This is a genomic window from Myroides sp. N17-2 (genome assembly GCF_002286775.1).
Lineage (GTDB): Bacteria > Bacteroidota > Bacteroidia > Flavobacteriales > Flavobacteriaceae > Flavobacterium.
Genome location: NZ_NSGJ01000029.1, coordinates 43,468 through 63,545, shown reverse-complemented (window position 1 = coordinate 63,545; position 20,078 = coordinate 43,468). Strand labels below are relative to the sequence as shown.

The following is a 20,078-nucleotide window of genomic DNA, read 5'->3' as shown; positions in this document are numbered from 1 at the left end:
ACGATATATTTACGGTATCTAAATCTGACCAAGCAATTGGTTGTACCTGTCCTGTCGCATCGATATAGAAGAATTCTTTCTTAGCTACATCATATCCTACGTTTCCGTATTTACCCTCTAACTTGTTGATGATGTTCTCTACGAACTCATTGTTATTAGTGATATGTTCTACGAACTCAATATTGTCTCCTAACTTAGTGATGAACTCTTTGTTCTCCGTTAAGTTTGTTACAAACACACTGTTATTAGCAATCTCTTTAATTGCTAATGACACCGTATTGTTTTGGCTATCTGTAATAACTAATCTTTCTTTGTCATCACTAATAGTAAATGTTTTATTAGTTGTATCAGTATATGTAGCACCTGACATTAATGCTGTCCATTTATTTTGATACCAATAATAGAAACCTGCCTTCATGTTAGCAGATCCTAAATTATATACTAATAAACTTTCTATATGTTGCCCCTTTATTGTAACGGTGTCTGTATCACTAATTAAAGTAACTCTAGGAAGCAATACTCCTTTATCTTTAGCTGACACATCAAGCATAGTAGCTTCTGAAGGTTTTTTAACACCTACACCTACCTGAGCTGATACATATCCTCCAAAAAAAAGTGCTGCTAATGGAATAATTTTCTTAATCATAATTTTCTTTTTTATTCATTTAACCAAGTCTTTTCTATTACTTAATTGCTAATACAAATATAAAGTATATTAAAAAACAATAACAATATCCATTAATTTAAAGTGTTTTGTGAATAAAATTTAATAAATATAAAAATTATCACATCTGATTAACATTTTAAATCAACTAAAAACAGCAGTAGTAAAATCACTAAAAACACAATAACAAATAGCAAATACATTTAATAACTACGTTTCGTGATTTTAGCAAAATGTCATTATTTGAATTATTCCAAAAACTACATTTTGTGGTTTTATTTGAATTATTAAAGAATAACACTTTCGATACTGCGCTCACCTACTTTTCCTGCATACTCTGCACTTTTTACATTTTAATCATCTTTTTGAGCAAAAAAAGATATTAAAATAATCAATATATCAATAAAACAAACTTATTAATACTGATAAATGAAAAATACTGAATTAACAGTTAAAAATCTCTGTTCTATATACACACTTGCAAGTACCGTGCCAACTTTTTTTTAACTTAAATATTCACATAACTAGTTAACTTTTACTTAACCATACAGAGTAACTTAAAAGAAGTATATATTACTAAAATTCACATAATGAACTAAAAATAAAAAGAGCTAAAGATTATAATCCACGTATATTTTATAACTAAAAATAATTAGAAGAATAAAAAACACTCATTTTGCAATGAATTTATATAAATCCCTAGAATGCAATAAAAGAATTAACCCATAAAAAAGAGGGCACCCTACCTAGGATGCCCTCTTCACAATATTATTTACGATAAAGTTGAGTAATCTAACTACACAGTCATTACTCTAATGGTTTCATATTTGCTTCTCTGAAGTATTGAATCTTGCTTAAGAACATCGCTGCCATACGTTCTCCACGCCACTTCGCTTCTTCCGCTCTCTTTCCTTCATACAGTTCATCTACTGTAGCATTAAATACTTTCTTCCATTCTTCGAAGTGTTCACTTTCTACAGGTAATTGTGCATGGGGAGGAAATGGCTTACCTCTATACGTATACTCTTCTAATAAGATAGTCTCCCAAAAAGCATACATCTTCTCCAAATGCTCTGGCCAGCGCCCTGCAAGTTTACTTTCAAATATAGGTCCGATAAACTCGTTTTGCTGCACTCGTCCATAAAACGTATCTACGAGTACTTTAATATCTTCTAGATTTTCTATATCTTTTCTCATTACAAATCATTAATTTTACACAATATCAGTTTACAATTAAATGCTAAACTTTACTGCTATGATTACAATCTCTATTTTAGGTTCTGGCAAAGTTGCTCACCATTTGATACTAAAGTTCTTAGAACAAGACAATATCAAACTGCAACAGGTGTATGCGCGAACTCCTAACAAAGTTAAGGACTTAGTCGCTCACAATCAAATAATTTCGGATATCAATGATCTATTACCTGCAGATATTTTTATCATTGCTGTAAGTGATGATGCCATTGAAGAAGTATCAGCATCTATTCCAATCAAAAATGCCTTTATTGTGCATACCTCAGGAACTAAACCAATGGAGGCTATAGCAAATACTGATAGAAAAGGTGTATTCTATATGTTGCAAACTTTCTCTTTAGATAAAGAGGTAGACTTTAGCTTAATACCTTATTGTATTGAAGCTAATAACCCTGATGACTTTGAATTATTAGAAAAACTAGCTCTTTCATTCTCTGAGCGTGTATACAAAATCTCTACTGATCAGAGACAATCAATACACTTAGCTGCTGTATTTGTAAACAATTTTACTAATCATCTTTATACTATAGGTGAAGAGATCTGTAAAGAGAATATGGTGCCTTTTGATATTCTTAAGCCGCTAATACTTGAGACAGCTAATAAAATCCAAGTATTATCACCTAAAGAAGCTCAGACTGGACCTGCAGCACGTAATGATCAGAGTACGATACAGCGCCATTTAGAAGCATTAACTGATCCAAACAAAAAAGAAATTTATCAACTTATAACTAATTCAATACAAAACAACTAATGTCTAAACATTTTAAAGAAATAATGAATGACATCACTACTTTTATCTTTGATGTAGATGGTGTACTAACTGATGGAACTGTTCATGTAGCCCAAGATGGTAGCTTGCTAAGAGATATGTTTATTAGAGATGGATATGCGATGAAAGCTGCTGTAGAATTAGGATATAATGTATGCATTATCTCTGGTGGTAGTAACGATGGTGTACGCACTAGATTTAGTAATTTAGGTATTAAAGACATCCACTTAGGTGTATCTGATAAAGTAAAAGTATTTAACGAATATATCGCCGCTAATAATATCTCACCTGATACAGTATTATATATGGGAGATGATATTCCTGATTATCATATTATGCATGAAGTAGCCTTGCCTACTTGTCCACAAGATGCTGTTCCTGAGATCAAAAGAATATCGAAGTATATCTCTCATGTGAATGGTGGAAGAGGTGCTGTAAGAGATGTCATTGAGCAAGTATTAAAGACGCAAGAGAAATGGTTCCAACACTTTAACGCTAAGTTTGACTAAACTTTACCACTAAGATATGCTAAATAACTTATTAAGAGAATACAAGATAGTCTTAGGCTCTAACTCTCCTCGTCGTAAGCAGTATATGACTGACTTAGGGATAGACTTCACCGTTAGAGCTTCTGATATAGATGAGTCTTATCCTAATGAACTGATCAGAGAACAGATTACTGACTTTATCGCTAAGGCTAAGGCTGATGCTATAGCACTTGAGCATGATAATGAGATTATTATCACAAGTGATACGACAGTATGGAATAACAATGAGTCTCTAGGAAAACCAGAGAGCAGAGAGGAAGCTTATCAAATGCTTAAAAGCCTTTGTGGCCATGAGCATGATGTGGTAACTTCAGTTTGCTTAAAGAGTAAAGACAAGACAAAATTATTTCACTGTCTAACTAAAGTTGGTTTCTCTGATTTATCAGATGAAGCACTATATTACTACATTGATAACTATAAACCTTATGATAAAGCAGGTGCTTATGGTATCCAAGAATGGATAGGTTTAGTAGGCATAAATAAAATAGATGGCTCATATACTAATATAGTAGGATTACCTACGAAAGAATTAGTGGATGAACTATTACAATTCATTAAATAAAATACATGTTTGCACAATATTATACAGAGATTATAGCTACAGCGATTACTTTAGTTGCCTATGTGCCATTTCGCAAAATACTTGCTTATATTATACGCTCGTTTTCGACTAAAGCACAACGCAAAGACAGTCGTGTACTTCTAATTATCAGATTATTTAACACGCTATTATCTGTTATATTCTTAATAATTATACTGACGATTTGGGGAGTTCAACCAGAGAATTTTATGCTTACGCTTACTTCTGTATTCACAGTAATAGGAGTAGCGATGTTCGCACAGTGGTCATTATTAAGTAATATCACTGCGGGTATATTATTATTCTTCTCATTCCCTTTTAGAATAGGTGATACAATAAGAATACAAGATAAGGACTTCCCTATAGAAGCACAGATATTAGATATTAAAGCTTTCTGTACGATATTATTAACCATAGATAACGAAAAGATATCTTATCCAAATAGTTTACTACTACAAAAAGGTATTGTAATAGTAGACAAAAAAGACGACAATAATCACCCTACTATTTAAGAGGTCATAAAGTTGTACTCAAGTTTATTATTTTTTTTTAGATAATTATTGAAATTCTAAAAGAGCGTAAACTAATTATAATGTACAAAATTTAAACAACCTCTTAATAATGGCACAGAATTTGTAACTATCATTATGGTTTAAATAGTCAAATGGTAGTAATGTAAGGCTAGTTACCTCTAAGCAGGTTTTACTAGCCTTATTTTTTATACCTAAAGCATGCATAGCTTTTATAGCGAAACAGTGTTAACTACTATATAAACCACATCTAAGAACTTCATTTACTATTTAACCTCAACCAAATACTCAGCATCTGATAACTTATGCTTTAGTATTTTATTATAACATAAAGTGTATTACTATCCATCTAACTTAAAATAGTACAGATAGGCACACCTTAAATCAAGAGGGAATGAATTTAATCGATTGGAGCATATTTATAATTGTACTTGTAACTATACTTGCTATAAAGCAATTCAAATTACAGAAAGTAAGTACTTATTCTATTTACGAAAAGTCAACACTTAACTACGGTATTAAACTTATCGCTGTACAGTCATTTGCCTATGCATTTATATCACTGCCTGGTCAAGCATACTCACAAGGAATGACTTTCTTACAACTATACTTAGGAATACCACTAGCTGTAGTATTCACTATCTTTTTAATCATTCCTAAATTCAAGATAGCAAAAACAAAAAATGCCTTCGAATACATTAAAAACAAATCAAACACTAAAATCTACCACTTAACAGTAGTCATTTATCTTATACTGAGGATTCTTATTCTTACTATAAGTTTCTATGCCATAGCAATGATCCTTTCCATTTTAGTCAAAGTAGATTTTAAAATATTACTAATACTAATCTGCATAGGTTTTATATTACTCAACTTCATTTTTAGAAACAAAGGATATCTATTTCCAAAGCAAAATCAATTACTCTACTGTACAATCATAATTGTCATTATTTTTATTTGCATAATATATAAACTACCTACGGGTATGTACTTAGACGATACACTTAGTTTCACTGCATCGTTTGATAAACTAACTGTTGTAGATAATTCATTAGCCGAAAAAGACAAGTTTGACCTTACTAAATGCCTAATTAATGGTACTATTCTTTTTGCCTCTATATTAGCTATAGATACTAAAACCTTACAGATATATAGACAGAGCAAATATTCTTATAAAACAAAAGATGGATTAATACTATACGGTTTGCTTAGCGTTCCCTTTCAAGCATTGATATTATTGACAGGGTGTATACTTTTTACATTCTATCAGTTTAACGATGCTCCATTACATTATAACCCTAATAATGTACACACTGTCAAACAGTCTGAATATGCTGATCAATACAATCAAATAAAACAAGAATACCATAAAATACTCTCTCAAAAGAAAGAGGCTAGCTTATTATATAGTGGGCAAATCTACCAAAACTATAGCAATCAAGTACTAAAAGACCAAATACTTAGTCTAACTGAGAATGCAAACAAACTACAGCAAGATGCTAAAAAACTAATTAAAAAAGCAAATGACAATGTAGAAGTAAACGATTCTGACTTTATACTATTGCACTTCATTAACTTCTACGTACCAGATGGATTAGCAGGCTTTATTATCGCTATATTCTTGATATCACTAATCTCAATAGCATTGAAAGAGACCAATTGGATAACTAAAAATATAACACATATATTACCGCAGTATAAAGATAGAAATGCTAACATAAAGTCATCATCTATATCACACAATATCGTCAGCATGCTCATTATAGTGACTACTTTTATAATCACTTATAATATCCCTGTATTCCTTAATTTGATACAAATCCTATGGACGTATGCTTCTTTATTTTCAGGTACTCTGCTAGCTATAGTACTTATCTCCATTTATGGAAAGAGTAATAATACAGCATTTTACGCTAGTATTATTATCGCACAGATACTAGTACTAGGATTATACTTCTATACTAGCATACATTATTTATGGTTTAATTCGATAGGCCTAATACTAACCATTATCTTAACGATTGTATTTACAGTCCTAACCAATATATATTGCCAACTGCGTAATAGTCTTCCAACTATGCACAATTAGACCTTATACTAGTAAGACAACAATCTGCCCATTCTGTTTATTCTTTCTGCTCCATTCTAATATCTGGTACATCTAAGATAGAACGCGCACCTTCAATCATTCCACTAGGCTTAGAAGAAGTCTGTTTCTTGCTGTTATCAGTGCTATTATCTATCTCAACATTCCCTTTTAATATTCGCTTTTTTACTCGGCGTGTATACCCCGGTGGTGTCCATTTCTTCAGTTCTTTTTCTTTAATAGCAGACTCAACAGATTCGTTAACTATTTCTACATTGGTAGTGGAAGCTACCTCTTCTAGGCACTGTTTTAACGCTATTCTTTGTACTTGTTCTAGAGGCAAAACATCTGTTATTTCTTGTTTTGTATTTCCCATTTCCTGATTCACGTTCCCTGCTACCTTTTTCCCATTCTCTGTTTTATGTTTCCCTGATTCCAGTTTCCCGTTCCCTGATTCCTGCTCCCCTTTTCTTATTTCCTGTTCCTCGATAAGCTCTATCATCCCATGAAAGCAACTTGTGCTATGCATACTCCCGTCAGCAGCCTTCCACATACTCCAAAAGTATACCTTCCCACTTTTCCACTCTGTAGGGACACTAAAATGTGCGTACTTATCTACGCGGTTTCCCACATTGTGTATAGCCACGAACTTATCTAAGCTCTCGTTATACAGCATCATCGTCAGTGAATCTGTATCTAGCGTCATCGCATTGACCAAGCTATTATCCCATTGTACTTTAAATTTGCCCGTTTTCATGATATTAATCTTTCTAATCACAGCAGGCGCAAGGTTTCCAATGGACAAGATCGTTTGCTCTACTGCGATATGCTGTAACCCATCGATCATTGTGATACCCTGTTTCATCATCCTTGAGATCAGTTGCTCTTTGCCGATCATCCATTTCTCGCCTACTTTAGCCGTAGGGCAATGCGCATTGACAAAGTCCCTAAACTTACTCGCATAAGTAGATACTAGACTCATCTTATCCCACTGAAGCAACTGCTTTGCGGTTGCTTTTTTCCTTGATTTGCTAGGTTTAGAACGAAGCCAATTTTTCCCTCTCCATATATATCCTACTACTGGTCCTATTTTTCCTCTTGTTGCACCTAATATCCCTTGTTTAATTTCTGCCATAATTTGTGTTTTTTGGTTAGTTGTGATGTTGTTTTTTCGTTGCGTTACTCGAAAATACATGTCTTCGCTCATGTAAATTTGCAATCTGTGTGACACATAAATTCACCTTATGGCGAAGCCAAACATTCTTAATTATTAATTCCTAATTCTTAATTGAAGCGCAGCGCTTGTAATATATAAAAATCAGAATACCAAATACATATAGATCAAAAAAAGTTTATCACCTGTTAATCCCACTCCTACTCTAGCTTGGTATCAATCAGCTGTCAATCCAACTGAAATTATTTACAAAAAAAACTGTATCATTTCAGCAAATTACGTTTGATTTTATCCAAATGCTGATTCTCTTGCATATAATCCTTGACATCCCCTTAAAAGTAAGTTCAAGATAATCAACAAGAGCATACACGGGCAAAATTCTCTCAGCCCTGCTACTCACCTACCACTTTCCGATTAATGTCCTATAATGCAGGATTACTGCACAGTTTCACTAGGATTAAAGCACGTTAGAGATAATTATCATTTTTACAAAAAACACAACAAACAATTAATTATCAACAGATTAACTTAATAATCAATTTTAAAAAATGTACATAAAATGAAAAACAGGCTATCTTAGAAGCCTTGTGAAAGGGGAAGGCTAAAAAAAGTGCTCAATTAGAGATAACTGAAAGTAGTTTTTTGTCAGATTAGGAAAGGGAAACTAAAAAAAATGCAACTTCATTTGAAGAGATTAAAGTGACCTATACATAAGATACACTATTCTAATCACTCAAGATGCTACTCGTTAATAACAACAAGTAACAAGGTGCTATATATAACACAAAAGGTGTTCAACATTATATGTTGAACACCTTTTGTGTATTTGGTAATATAAAGTAGACAAACCTATACCTGTCTAGATACTGTTATACATTAGCGAATGGAAGACTCCACTTATACTTCACTGCTAATACTCTAACGACAATGATAATCCCCGCCGTACCGATATACATAATATCTTTGCCTAGATCGAAATAGTTCAAAAGATAGTATACTAATCCACCTAATATACAAGCGGTAGCATATATCTCTTGCTTAAAAATAAGTGGAATTTTATTCGCTAGAATATCGCGAATCACTCCACCGAAACAAGCAGTAATAGTTCCTAGAGTCACACAGATAATCGGGTGTAATCCTACTGTCATCCCTTTCTCAATACCGATCAAAGTAAACACCGCTATACCAATGGTATCAAATAAAAACAAAGAATAGCGCAGGAAATTAAACTTTCTATAAAAAACAATAGCCATTAATACCCCAAGCATTGTTACGTAAAAATAGTTAAGATCAGTCACCCAAGTTACTGGTGTCCATCCGATCATCATATCTCTAATAGTACCACCGCCAATAGCTGTGGCAAATGCAAGGATAGTCATCCCAAATAAATCTAACCGTCTTTCACGCCCCGCTAGTGCTCCGGAAATAGCAAAAGCTAGTGTTCCGAGCAAATCTAAAATATCGAAAAAAGTAAACATTAAATAATAATAAAAAAAATCTGCTAAATCTTAGCTGTTAAATAATTGTAATCTTTGAGAACAGTCTCTATAAATTCTTGATTGGATAGAGACTTAAGATCTCCTATCCCCATAACACTTTTAAGTTTATCTACTAATTTCTGTAGTAGTGCCTGGTCTCTTGTTGCTCTAAATTGGGTTAAAGCATCTTTTATAATATAAACATCTTTATCTGTTAAACTTAATACTTGAGAGAATAAGGGTGTATACTCCTGCTCTACTTCCTGAAAAATAGTAGCTGATAATAACATTCTCTCTTTTACTGATATGACAGCCGTACCTGCTACGATATCACCTAAACGCTGACTCTTATCTGTACAAACTATAGTGATCAATCCTGCTGCCGCTGAGGCTATCCAAAAATCTACTAACCTCATCACCCATCTAGTAGCAAAGTCAATTAACGTAGCTTCATAACCATCTATTTTAATCACTTTAATCTTCATAATTTTCTTACCTGGAGTAGCTCCTTGAAGAGTTACTTCAAAAAACAAAGAATAAAATAAAGCCGGAAAAGCAACTATAACAGCTAATGCCATTTTAGACCATTCATCGTCTAGCGCTCTCATCACACCACTCCTATCTACCATGTAAAACGCTAAAATCAAGTATAGACCTTTAAAAATAACATCTAGAATAGAAGCAAGCATTCTTTCTCCAAGAGATGCAGTTTTAAATTCTATTTTGATATTTTGTGTTGTATTTATTGTTAAATTAGCCATAAAATTACATACTTTTAAATGAGAGAAGTCGCTTTTATCAAATATAATAAAGAAAAATGGAATGAATTTGAACAAACTTTATATTCTACTTCTTTCCATAAACCTGATTATCTTGCTGATATGTACATTCAGATAATGAATGACTTATCGTATGCGCAGACTTATTATCCCAAAAGTAAAGTTACACAATATCTTAATATTTTAGCGGCACAAACTTATCAAAAAATTTATAAAACTAAGCGAATTGAGGAAAATAGAATTGTACATTTTTTTAAAACAGAAGTTCCTCTTATCGTTTATGAATATAAAAACTACCTTTATTTCTCAGTTCTGCTATTTGTCATTCTAGTCGGTATCGGATTTGTCTCTGCTCACTATGATTTAGAGTTTATACGTCTTATACTAGGTGATCACTATGTCAATCTTACCTTAGAAAACATAAAGAATGACGATGCTATGGGCATCTATAAGTCTGGAAGTAACTGGGGAAGTTTTATAGGCATAGCGATGAACAACTTATTCGTTGGGCTAAAGTTCTTTGTCTATGGAATATTTGCAGGTCTAGGTACCCTTGTTTATTTATTATACAACGGTATTATGGTCGGAGCATTCCAATATATGTTCATAAAAGAAAATGCCTTTATGGATAGTTTTAGAGGAATCTGGCTACACGGAGCTATTGAGATCACAGGGATAATCATAGAAGCCTTCGCAGGATTTGTCTTAGGAGGAAGCATCTTATTCCCTAAAACGTATTCTCGTAAGCACTCTTTCATTATAGGGTTTCGAAATGGCTTTAAAATATTTATAGCAATGGTACCATTCATTCTTACCGCAGCCTTTATAGAGGGTTTTATTACCCGCTATGCTAAGGAGATGCCTGATGTACTTAACTACTTAATAATATTTGGCACATTTGCCATTATCATATATTACTTTTTTATCTATCCTAAAAAAGTCTTTTCTAAACTAATAAAATTGTAACCTATGTTTATTGTATTTAAAAAAAGAGAATTCAGTGATTTGATTAATGATACCCTAGCTTTCTTTAAGGAAGAGGGGAAAGCATACTTTAAAAATTACTTTGCATTATGCGGAGCATTATTACTATTGTTGTTCGTCAGTTTTTATTTTTTATTTGATATGATTTTTAGTTCTGCTCAGTCTAGTGTAGATACTAATATAGATTCATTTATAGAAAACAACTTTGCACTGACGTTTTTAATTATTTTAGTAGCAGTTGTTATATCTATTATAGTTAGTATTATATCAACAGCATATCCTGTCTACTATTTAAAACATATGATAGAGATACCTAAAGACTATCAAAGTTTAACTCCTATTAAAAACGCCATTAAAAAAGACTTAGGAAGATTATTTATTTTTGGTATTGGGACTTTTGTATTAATTACTCCATTATTAATAATAGCCATGTTCTTTTCTATATTATTAATATTTTTATTAGTAGGTATTCCACTTATTATAATACTAATTCCTTTAACCACTTCTTTGGTTTACTTGGCTTACTTTGAATATGTAACTAATGGAACTAGTTTCTTTGATTCTTACCAAGTAGCATTTAATATGATTAAAAGTAAGTTCTGGATGATAGTTGGAAATACCTGTCTACTGTTTTTAATTATACAGATAATCAGTACTGCTATCAATGCTATTTCCCAATTACTCTTTTATGGAGGATTATTTGTCTCTGAAAAAAACATATTTGATTTAGGAAATACAGAAGGAGGTAGATTAATGTTTACGGTTATTATGATACTAAGTTCACTTGTTTCTTTTATAATGAATAACATTATGATTATTAATCAAGGTTTAATATATTACAGTATTAGAGAACAAAAAGAGGGAGTACAGTCTAATACAGACATTGACACGATCGGATCAAACTAATGAACAAACTATATTTTAAAATACTTTTATTTAGCTTCATTGTGTTGCCTTCTTTTGGGCAAGCACAACGCGATACTGTCTCTATAGATGAGCCTGCTGATGTAGAATATGAAGCTGTAAAAGAAAAAGTTGTCAATGTATTACCTTATTTAGAAGATAAGGGAGACATCTCTCAGCGCAAATTCAAAACTGATTATAAAAAGAAATACAAGAGTGATACTGAGTTTGATTATAGTGATCAAACTCAGAAAGACTCACTATGGAAGCGTTTTAAAGCTTGGTTACAACAGAAAATGAGAAGTTTCTTTAATCAATTTGACGTTGATTATGATACTAAATCAAGATTAGATATATTCTTTCGCCTAGCCGCTATTGCTGTTATATTTCTGATGTTATATTACATCATTAGAGCCGTTATCCAAAAGGATGTCTACTGGCTATTCAAAAAGAAAGCAAAGAGAACAGAAATCAAGGTAGATGATATAGAGCTTAACTTAAAGATAGTAGACTTCCCTTCTCTACTTCACGGTACTATAGAAGATAGACAATATCGCCTAAGTGTTCGATACTACTATCTATGGCTATTACAGCGCCTGCAAGAGCAAGAGCAAATAGTGTGGAATATCGAAAAGACTAACTCTGATTATCAAAACGAAATTAAAGATTCTCAACTTAAAGAAGATTTTAAGTACTTATCATATATCTATAACAATATCTGGTATGGTGAGTTTGAAATAAGTGAAGAGGAGTTTAAACAAGCGAAGAAGTCTTTTGACTCTCTATTAAAACAAAGCTAAGATGAATAAATCAACTACTAAAATACTACTCCTTTTTATAGTGATTGTCGGCTTTGTATATTTTATAGAGTCTAATAAAGTCACACCTATTAATTGGAATGAAACTTATGACACAACAGAAAAGACACCTTTTGGTGCCTATATATTAGATCAGGAGCTCGATAAGATGTTCCCTAATGATAGTGTGGTAAGATTCACTCAGAATCTCTATGAATTTCTTAGAGAAGAGGATTATGATTTGCAAAAAAGAACTAACCTATTCTCATTTATGAGTAATGGCTATATAGATTCTTTTGCCAAAGCGAATTTAAATACTTACATCTCTAAAGGAAATACAGCACTTATCTTTCAAGATAACTTAGATGGCCTTATTGATGGCATAGAGACAACCTCATTATACTATAGTATAGAAGATGAAGTATTAGATAATAAGGAAATTTCTATTACGCTGACCAATCCGAATATCTCTACTTATGCTTTTAAACCAAAGAATCTGAATTCAATTTATTTTGACATCCCTGATTCATTGCGTACTAAAGTAGAAGTTTTAGGATATCTAAAATATAAGGGTGTACTGTATCCTAATTTAATTCGTCAAAAAATAGGGAAAGGACAGCTCATACTTGGTCTTCAACCTATAGTCTTTACAAACTATAACTTGCTAGATAGCAATAATCATATCTATACACAAGGAGTACTATCCTACTTACCTAATCAGAAGACCTACTTCAGTGTCTCTAGAATAGCTGGTGACGACGAATATCACTCTACTTCTGTATTGCGATTTATATTTAAGAACCCTGCTTTAAAGTGGGCGTGGTATTTCTTCTTAGGTACGATGCTTGTGTTTATTCTTTTTACTGCAAAGCGCAAACAAAGAGTGATTCCGATCATTAAGCCTTTAAGTAATACAACTATTGAATTTACAAAGACAGTCTCTAATCTTTACATACAGAACAAGGATTACCAAGATCTGATTAATAAACATATCATCTATACACTAGAGAATATAAGAAGAATCTATTGGCTCGACACAACTAAATTAGATGAGCGCTTTATAGATAGCCTACAAGTAAAAACAAAGAAAAACAGAGAAGACATTCTGAAATTTGTCAACTATGTAGAGACATTTAGAGCTAATCCTAATTACGCGTCAGAAGAGATGTTAATAGAATTAAATAAACTAACAGAGAAAATCATTGATTAAAAATATACTATGGAAAATACAGTAAACCTTGAAGAGAACTTACACTTCGAATCTCGCATAGACTTAAGTCTATTACAAGAAAAAGTAACTGCTATAAAAAATGAAATACAAAAGGTAATCGTAGGTCAAGATAAGACGATTGACCAAATAATCGTATCTCTATTAGCGAATGGACACATCTTATTAGAAGGTGTACCTGGAGTAGCTAAGACGCTATCTGCTAAATTACTAGCGCAGACGATAGATATGGACTTTAGCCGTATACAGTTTACACCTGACTTAATGCCTTCTGATATATTAGGGACATCTATCTTTAATATGCAAAAGAGTGAGTTCGAGTTTAAAAAAGGACCTATCTTCTCTAATTTAATTCTGATAGATGAGATTAACCGTGCTCCTGCTAAGACACAAGCTGCCTTATTCGAAGTAATGGAAGAGCGTCAAATAACGATAGGTGGCCATTCGTATACGATGACAGATCCATTCTTAGTAATCGCTACTCAAAACCCAATAGAACAAGAGGGTACTTATAGACTGCCTGAGGCACAGCTAGACCGTTTCTTATTTAAGATCAACATAGACTACCCTACTCTAGCTGAAGAAATCGCTATCGTACAAAGAGAGCACGAATTACTAGATCAAAAGAAACTAGCGAATATCAATAAAGTGGTTACTCCTGCAGAGATAATCAGCTTTCAGAAGCTAATCAAAGGGATTATCGTAGAGAAAAATGTCATCGAATACATCGCTCAGATCGTAGCAGACACACGTATTAACCCGCTATTATACTTAGGGGCTTCTCCTCGTGCATCTATAGCGATACTGAATGCGAGTAAAGGTTTTGCGGCGATTAACAATAGAGATTTCGTGACACCCGAAGATATTAAAGAAGCAGCTATACCTGTACTTAAACACCGTATTATCGTTTCTCCTGAGAGAGAGATGGAAGGTATAACAGCTAATGATATTATAAACCAAATCATAGAATCAATAGATATTCCAAGATAAGACACGCAATATGTTTAAATTATTCAAACAACTTTATCTGCAAAAACGAGTATATATCGCCCTTGGGTGTATTATAGCTCTGTTTATACTTGCTTTTATTTTTCCAATCCTATATAAGGTTGTTTGGGGGCTATTCCTATTGTTCTTTGCCACTATACTTGTCGACATTACTATTCTATTCACTAAAAAGGATAAAATACAGGCTACGCGTATACTTCCTGAGAAACTATCTAATAGCGATGACAACCACATCTATATATCTATAGAAAACAAGTATAACATAGCCGTACAGTGCGAAATAATAGATGAGATACCTTTTCAGTTTCAACGAAGAGACTTTGAAATAATTAAGTCTATTGCAGCAAAAGAACTGAAGACACTTAGCTATACCCTACGCCCTACTGAAAGAGGTGAATATGTATTCGGAAAGCTTAATATCTATGTCTCTAGCCCACTAAAATTAGTAAGTAAAAGATATATCTTCTGTGATCAAGCTACTTTAGCGACCTACCCTTCGTTTATACAAATGAAGAAATATGACCTTATCGCCTTCTCTAAAAACAAGTATGCTTTTGGGATGAAGAAGATAAGAAAAATAGGGAATACCACAGAGTTTGAGCAGATAAAAGAATATGTACTAGGTGATGATATGCGCAATATCAATTGGAAAGCTACTGCGAAGTCTAATCAACTTATGGTAAACCAATTTCAAGATGAGAATACGGAGTCTGTCTATAATATTATCGATAGAGGTCGTGTGATGCAAATGCCTTTTAATGGATTATCACTTCTAGACTATTCTATTAACTCTGCACTAGCGCTATCTAATGTTATTCTAAAGAAAAATGACAAGGTAGGGTTGATGACTTTTGCAGAGAATATCACTAACCAACTACCTGCAGAGAGCAAAATAAGTCAATTGCACAAGATAATGGAGCAATTGTATAGAGTGAATACGAACTTTGTGGAGAGTGATTTTGGAAAGTTATATGCTCATATACGACACAAAATTACACATCGCAGTTTAATTATTCTATACACTAATTTTGAGTCTATATCAAGCCTGAAGAGACAGTTGCCTTACCTTAGAGCTATCGCTAAAAGTCATGTCTTATTAGTTGTGTTCTTTGAGAATACAGAGCTTACTAAGCTGACAAATAAAAAGGCAAAAAACACAGATGATATTTTTGACAAAGTAATCGCAGAAAAATTTAACTTTGAAAAGCGTTTAATAGTTAATGAATTGACCAAATATGGTATTCAATCTATCTTAACTCCGCCAGAAGATTTATCCTTAAACACGATTAATAAATACCTGCAGATCAAAGCTAAAGGTACCTTATAGTATGATGATTAAAAAAATAGACAGCCCCCAAAATGCACTAATCAAAAGTATTGTTCAACTGCAAGAAAAATCTAGAAATAGAAAGCAATCAGGTACTTTTATCATTGAAGGGCTTCGAGAAATAGAATTAGCGACTAAAGGTGGTTATACATTTAACACCCTTTTATTCGTTGCTGATATCGTAACAGATGTACAGTTAAAACCTTTTATTTCTAAAGAAACAGAGCTGATAGAGATTTCTAAAGATGTCTATCAAAAGCTTGCTTACAGAGATACGACAGAAGGTGTGATCGCTATCGCTAATGCAAAGACATTAGCCTTAGAGGAGCTAGCTCTTTCTGAAAACCCTATCATTCTAGTAGCGGAAGCAACTGAGAAACCGGGTAACCTAGGTGCAATACTTAGAACAGCTGATGCAGCTAATATAGATGCTGTAATCATCGCGAATCCACGTACTGATTTATATAATCCTAATGTAGTGCGCTCAAGTGTAGGCTGTGTATTCACTAATCAAATAGCAATGGCTTCTACTACTGATACTATTGCCTTCTTAAAGAAACACAATATCAACATCTACTGTGCTACTTTACAAGACTCAACCGGATATCACACGAGAGACTACAAGGAAGCGACAGCATTTGTGGTAGGTACTGAAGCGACAGGACTTACGCAAGAATGGAGAGATGCTAGTACGAAGAATATTATCATCCCGATGAGTGGAGTGATTGATTCGATGAACGTATCAGTAGCGGCTTCTATCCTACTGTTCGAAGCTAAACGACAACGAGATTTCAAGTAATATTCAGCACCTTTTTTAGAGGTGCTTTTTTGTTTTATATAGCTGTAATTAGTGACTTCGTAATATGGCTTTTTAGTTTATATTTGAGTTCAAATTATGAGGTACAATGGGACATAGACATATAGTTACAAATATAGATTTAACACCACAAGGAGAAGTAGAATATCACTTCGTAGGGGAATGGAAATACGAGATACCCTTATTCTTCTTTCCTTTATTCTGCATCCCTGTACAATCCAAAGAATTAAAAGACTATAGCCTTAAACCTTCTTATCTTCTATACTTTAGAATGAAAGAGGTTATGCCTTTATTTGAACAGTTTCATCAGTGGATTCAATCTAATATAGATATACTCGTTCCTAAAGAACATCAGCCTAACTATTTCGAATCCTATAATAAACAGATTTACTACTTCAATAATTTAGAAGGAGATAGCTTAGTATTAGATGGTTCTGATGTTTATAATATGACGGGAAGTAACCACAAGACGTTAGCAAAAGAATACTTGGCTACTCTTGAAGGATTAGCTGCTGAGTTTAAAGAGCTATTAAATAGCAATGCTAGCGTAGAACAGTTTAATCACTCTGATATAGCGAGTTACTTCTTCCCTTTTAGCACATTTCAAGAATACTTAAATAACGATAATGCCAACTATGGTTGGGATTGGTTAGAAGTAGCATTTGAGAAAAACTACGACTTTGAGCATTTCGAAGAGAACGAACTTTGGGGTATTAGAAAACTACATGGCGAAGTAATACTCCCTCCTTTGTATGAAGGCATTGGAGAATTTGAAGAAAGTGGCTTGGCATATATCATTCTAAATGACAAATGCGGTTTAATTGATAAACAAGGAAACATTATACTTGATCCTGTATGGGATTATGTAAGTACCACAAGCGTTACATACCTCCAAGGAGAAACTGATAAGGCTGATGACTATCAAACTATTATCACTTGTTCTCTAAAGAAAGATAATAAGTATGCGCTGTATAACCTGACAGAACAAGCTTATATCACAGACTTTATATATGATGAGATAGAGCTGCTAAAAGACGATTATTACAATGTACTACAAGGTGATCTATACGCTGTATTTAATTATAAAGGAGAAGAGTGTATACCGTTCACCTCTACTGCTCCATTCGAATACTATTATCATTACTTCTGTGGTAAACAAGGAGAAAAAAACATTATGCATTCTAATGAATACGGCTTTATTGGTAACTTTGATTATAGTGATATCTCAGATATTGGGACAGGTAATTGCCTATTAGTGCCTTCAGCTAATGGTCCAAAGCTCAAAAAGATTATAGATGCACAGGGAGAACTTGTCTTAGATAATGTAAAGATGGCTGAAGGGCTTACAGATAAATGTATTAAGGTCATTACCGATCAAGGGATGACTATCTATGATATAGAGCTAAAAAAGAACCTAATTGATTATGTGAAAGGGCGTATCGAGAAGTACATCTTGATGGATATCAATCTACAAATCGGACAGGTATACATTAGTTCCGGAAAGAAAAAAGGAGTCTTTGATTGTATCAATCGCTTATGGGCTATCCCATTGCAAGTAGCTACTGAACTTAAGGTTTTAGGCGAAGAAGCTTATGCAATTAAAAATAACCTATGGAATATAACACCGATTGGACAAACCACACCTGTGATAGAAGATTGTAACTACATTGCCTTACATCCTCTAAATTACGAACCACAAGTTATAGTTGTTTACAAAGACAAAAAGGTCTATCAATACCAAGACAACGTTTTAAATGTACTACCACATACGCAATTAATTGCTTTAGCAACTCGTATGCATTATAATCAGGAAGGTGAAATAGGACTGTTCAAGCCTTACTTTATGGAACAAACTAAACTAATGTCTATCGGTGATTATCTAAGTTTAGAACCTTTCTATATCCGTAGAATTAAAGACTATTATTTAGAGAACGACTTCACAGGCGCCTATGAACAGTTGTTAAGCTTTGCAGAACAGTTAAATGATGATGAACTACTAAATGAATTAGCTTATAGACATTTGACAGAAGAAGAATACTTCGATTATCCTAAAGCAATGAAACTCTTTCTGATGGCTTCTAACCTTGGCAATCATTACGCAGCCACCAATATTGGTTATATGTATTTTGAAGCCTTAGGAGTGTCTTATAACAGTGAAGAGGGGTTAAAGTACTACATCCTTGGCGCTGAAAGAGGAAACAACCAAGCGAAGATGAATCTTGCTGCACTCTATTATGAGGGGGCACAGGGTGTAGAGGCAAACTACAAAGAGGCTTTAAAATACTTCTTGCCATTAGAAAAGGTGTGGGACTTCTATGTTACTCAATATATTGCTGATTGCTATTTCTTATTAGGAGAATACAAAAAAGCAATGAAATACATCAAAAAGGACATTAAGGAAGAAGATCATTTAGGCTCTTTCTTAATGGGCAAATGTTATAATCTCGGATATGAAGTCAAACAAGATACTGCCAAAGCGATTGAATACTTTGAGCAAGCAGTACAAAAAGGCTATACACGAGCAGTGACAGATTTATTGTACATTTATGCTTATGATGAAACTCATAAAGACAGTGAGAAGTTAGCTTACTATTTAGAAATGGCAAAAGAACATAATATTTATATACCTGATGAACTACAACAGAAGGGCTTTTTAAAGAACCTATTAGGTAAATGGTTTAAATAATGATACAGATACGACCTGCAATATTAGAAGATATACCTCAACTACAACTACTTTATCAAAAGCAGTTTGTAGTAATGCAAGAATATCAACCTGAGTATTTCAAAGCAGATTTACCTGCTATTGACTTCTTGGAAGAAACAATACAATCTGATGAATGGGACTTCTTAGTAGCCGTAGATCAAGATATATTAATTGGAATGGTTGCTTTGTTTATAGAACAGACGCTACCTTATGAATGCTTTGTACAACATAGATACCTCAACTTTGCTGATATTTATGTGGAACCAGAATATCGCAGTAAAGGTGTTGGCAAACAATTAATCGATGCTGTTAAACAATGGGCAAAAGATAAACAGGTAGATTATATTGAGCTTCTTGTTGTAGAACAAAATAAACGTGCTTATGACTTATATGTAAAGGAACACTTCGAACCTGTACATACTGTTATGAGGTATAAGATATAATG

Annotated in this window: 18 protein-coding genes and 1 pseudogene; 14 read left to right on the top strand and 5 right to left on the bottom strand. The window is 33.2% G+C overall.

Annotation, left to right across the window (positions count from 1 at the left end; genetic code table 11):
• Together CF599_RS12790 and CF599_RS12785 are read right to left on the bottom strand one after the other, a co-directional pair.
• A pseudogene (locus CF599_RS12790) lies at positions 1 to 646 on the bottom strand (hypothetical protein); the annotation flags it as partial.
• An 825-nt stretch (positions 647 to 1,471) separates the two neighbouring features.
• Entirely contained in the window at positions 1,472 to 1,861 is a 390-nt protein-coding gene (locus tag CF599_RS12785) for a group III truncated hemoglobin (RefSeq protein ID WP_121966408.1), read from the bottom strand.
• A 58-nt stretch (positions 1,862 to 1,919) separates the two neighbouring features.
• Between CF599_RS12785 and CF599_RS12780 the strand changes: the two genes are divergently transcribed.
• The 5 genes from CF599_RS12780 (at position 1,920) to CF599_RS12760 (ending at position 6,434) form a co-directional block, all read left to right on the top strand.
• Positions 1,920 to 2,669, top strand: a complete 750-nt coding sequence (locus tag CF599_RS12780) for a Rossmann-like and DUF2520 domain-containing protein (protein ID WP_121966411.1) — start codon at positions 1,920 to 1,922, stop codon at positions 2,667 to 2,669.
• Positions 2,669 to 3,196 carry an HAD family hydrolase gene (locus CF599_RS12775; RefSeq protein WP_121966407.1) on the top strand — a complete coding sequence of 176 codons (528 nt, stop codon included), beginning with the start codon at positions 2,669 to 2,671 and terminating at the stop codon, positions 3,194 to 3,196. The genes CF599_RS12780 and CF599_RS12775 overlap by 1 nt, the downstream gene beginning before the upstream one ends.
• A gap of 16 nt (positions 3,197 to 3,212) precedes the next feature.
• Positions 3,213 to 3,797, top strand: coding sequence for a Maf family nucleotide pyrophosphatase (locus CF599_RS12770; RefSeq protein ID WP_121966406.1), 585 nt, complete (start codon positions 3,213 to 3,215; stop codon positions 3,795 to 3,797).
• Between the two features lie 5 nt (positions 3,798 to 3,802).
• Positions 3,803 to 4,327, top strand: coding sequence for a mechanosensitive ion channel domain-containing protein (locus CF599_RS12765; RefSeq protein WP_121966405.1), 525 nt, complete (start codon positions 3,803 to 3,805; stop codon positions 4,325 to 4,327).
• Between the two features lie 412 nt (positions 4,328 to 4,739).
• The gene (locus tag CF599_RS12760; protein ID WP_121966404.1) at positions 4,740 to 6,434 is read left to right on the top strand and encodes a hypothetical protein; all 1,695 of its coding nucleotides are present in this window, start codon (positions 4,740 to 4,742) and stop codon (positions 6,432 to 6,434) included.
• Positions 6,435 to 6,471: 37 nt separating this feature from the next.
• On the opposite strand, the gene CF599_RS12755 is transcribed toward CF599_RS12760, so the two are convergent.
• From CF599_RS12755 to CF599_RS12745, 3 genes are all read right to left on the bottom strand, one after another.
• On the bottom strand, positions 6,472 to 7,566 hold the full coding sequence (locus CF599_RS12755) for a DUF6266 family protein (protein WP_121966410.1): 1,095 nt from the start codon (positions 7,564 to 7,566) through the stop codon (positions 6,472 to 6,474).
• 908 nt (positions 7,567 to 8,474) lie between these two features.
• On the bottom strand, positions 8,475 to 9,083 hold the full coding sequence (locus tag CF599_RS12750) for a trimeric intracellular cation channel family protein (protein ID WP_121966403.1): 609 nt from the start codon (positions 9,081 to 9,083) through the stop codon (positions 8,475 to 8,477).
• Between the two features lie 23 nt (positions 9,084 to 9,106).
• The gene (locus CF599_RS12745; protein WP_121966402.1) at positions 9,107 to 9,844 is read right to left on the bottom strand and encodes an RDD family protein; all 738 of its coding nucleotides are present in this window, start codon (positions 9,842 to 9,844) and stop codon (positions 9,107 to 9,109) included.
• 18 nt (positions 9,845 to 9,862) lie between these two features.
• Here CF599_RS12745 and CF599_RS12740 point away from each other — a divergent pair, with 18 nt between their 5' ends.
• From CF599_RS12740 to CF599_RS12700, 9 genes are all read left to right on the top strand, one after another.
• Complete coding sequence (locus CF599_RS12740) at positions 9,863 to 10,828, top strand: stage II sporulation protein M (RefSeq protein WP_121966401.1); 966 nt, start codon at positions 9,863 to 9,865, stop codon at positions 10,826 to 10,828.
• A 3-nt stretch (positions 10,829 to 10,831) separates the two neighbouring features.
• Positions 10,832 to 11,752, top strand: coding sequence for a hypothetical protein (locus CF599_RS12735; protein ID WP_121966400.1), 921 nt, complete (start codon positions 10,832 to 10,834; stop codon positions 11,750 to 11,752).
• Positions 11,752 to 12,549 (top strand): DUF4129 domain-containing protein, encoded by a 798-nt coding sequence (locus tag CF599_RS12730; protein ID WP_254050302.1) that lies wholly within the window; start codon positions 11,752 to 11,754, stop codon positions 12,547 to 12,549. The genes CF599_RS12735 and CF599_RS12730 overlap by 1 nt, the downstream gene beginning before the upstream one ends.
• Before the next feature lies 1 nt (position 12,550).
• Entirely contained in the window at positions 12,551 to 13,756 is a 1,206-nt protein-coding gene (locus tag CF599_RS12725; RefSeq protein ID WP_121966399.1) for a hypothetical protein, read from the top strand.
• Between the two features lie 9 nt (positions 13,757 to 13,765).
• Complete coding sequence (locus tag CF599_RS12720; RefSeq protein ID WP_121966398.1) at positions 13,766 to 14,764, top strand: MoxR family ATPase; 999 nt, start codon at positions 13,766 to 13,768, stop codon at positions 14,762 to 14,764.
• 10 nt (positions 14,765 to 14,774) lie between these two features.
• The gene (locus tag CF599_RS12715) at positions 14,775 to 16,109 is read left to right on the top strand and encodes a DUF58 domain-containing protein (RefSeq protein ID WP_121966397.1); all 1,335 of its coding nucleotides are present in this window, start codon (positions 14,775 to 14,777) and stop codon (positions 16,107 to 16,109) included.
• A 4-nt stretch (positions 16,110 to 16,113) separates the two neighbouring features.
• Positions 16,114 to 16,908 carry an RNA methyltransferase gene (locus CF599_RS12710; RefSeq protein WP_121966409.1) on the top strand — a complete coding sequence of 265 codons (795 nt, stop codon included), beginning with the start codon at positions 16,114 to 16,116 and terminating at the stop codon, positions 16,906 to 16,908.
• 106 nt (positions 16,909 to 17,014) lie between these two features.
• On the top strand, positions 17,015 to 19,612 hold the full coding sequence (locus CF599_RS12705) for a tetratricopeptide repeat protein (protein WP_121966396.1): 2,598 nt from the start codon (positions 17,015 to 17,017) through the stop codon (positions 19,610 to 19,612).
• Positions 19,612 to 20,076 carry a GNAT family N-acetyltransferase gene (locus CF599_RS12700; protein WP_121966395.1) on the top strand — a complete coding sequence of 155 codons (465 nt, stop codon included), beginning with the start codon at positions 19,612 to 19,614 and terminating at the stop codon, positions 20,074 to 20,076. The genes CF599_RS12705 and CF599_RS12700 overlap by 1 nt, the downstream gene beginning before the upstream one ends.
• The last annotated feature ends 2 nt before the right edge of the window (positions 20,077 to 20,078 follow it).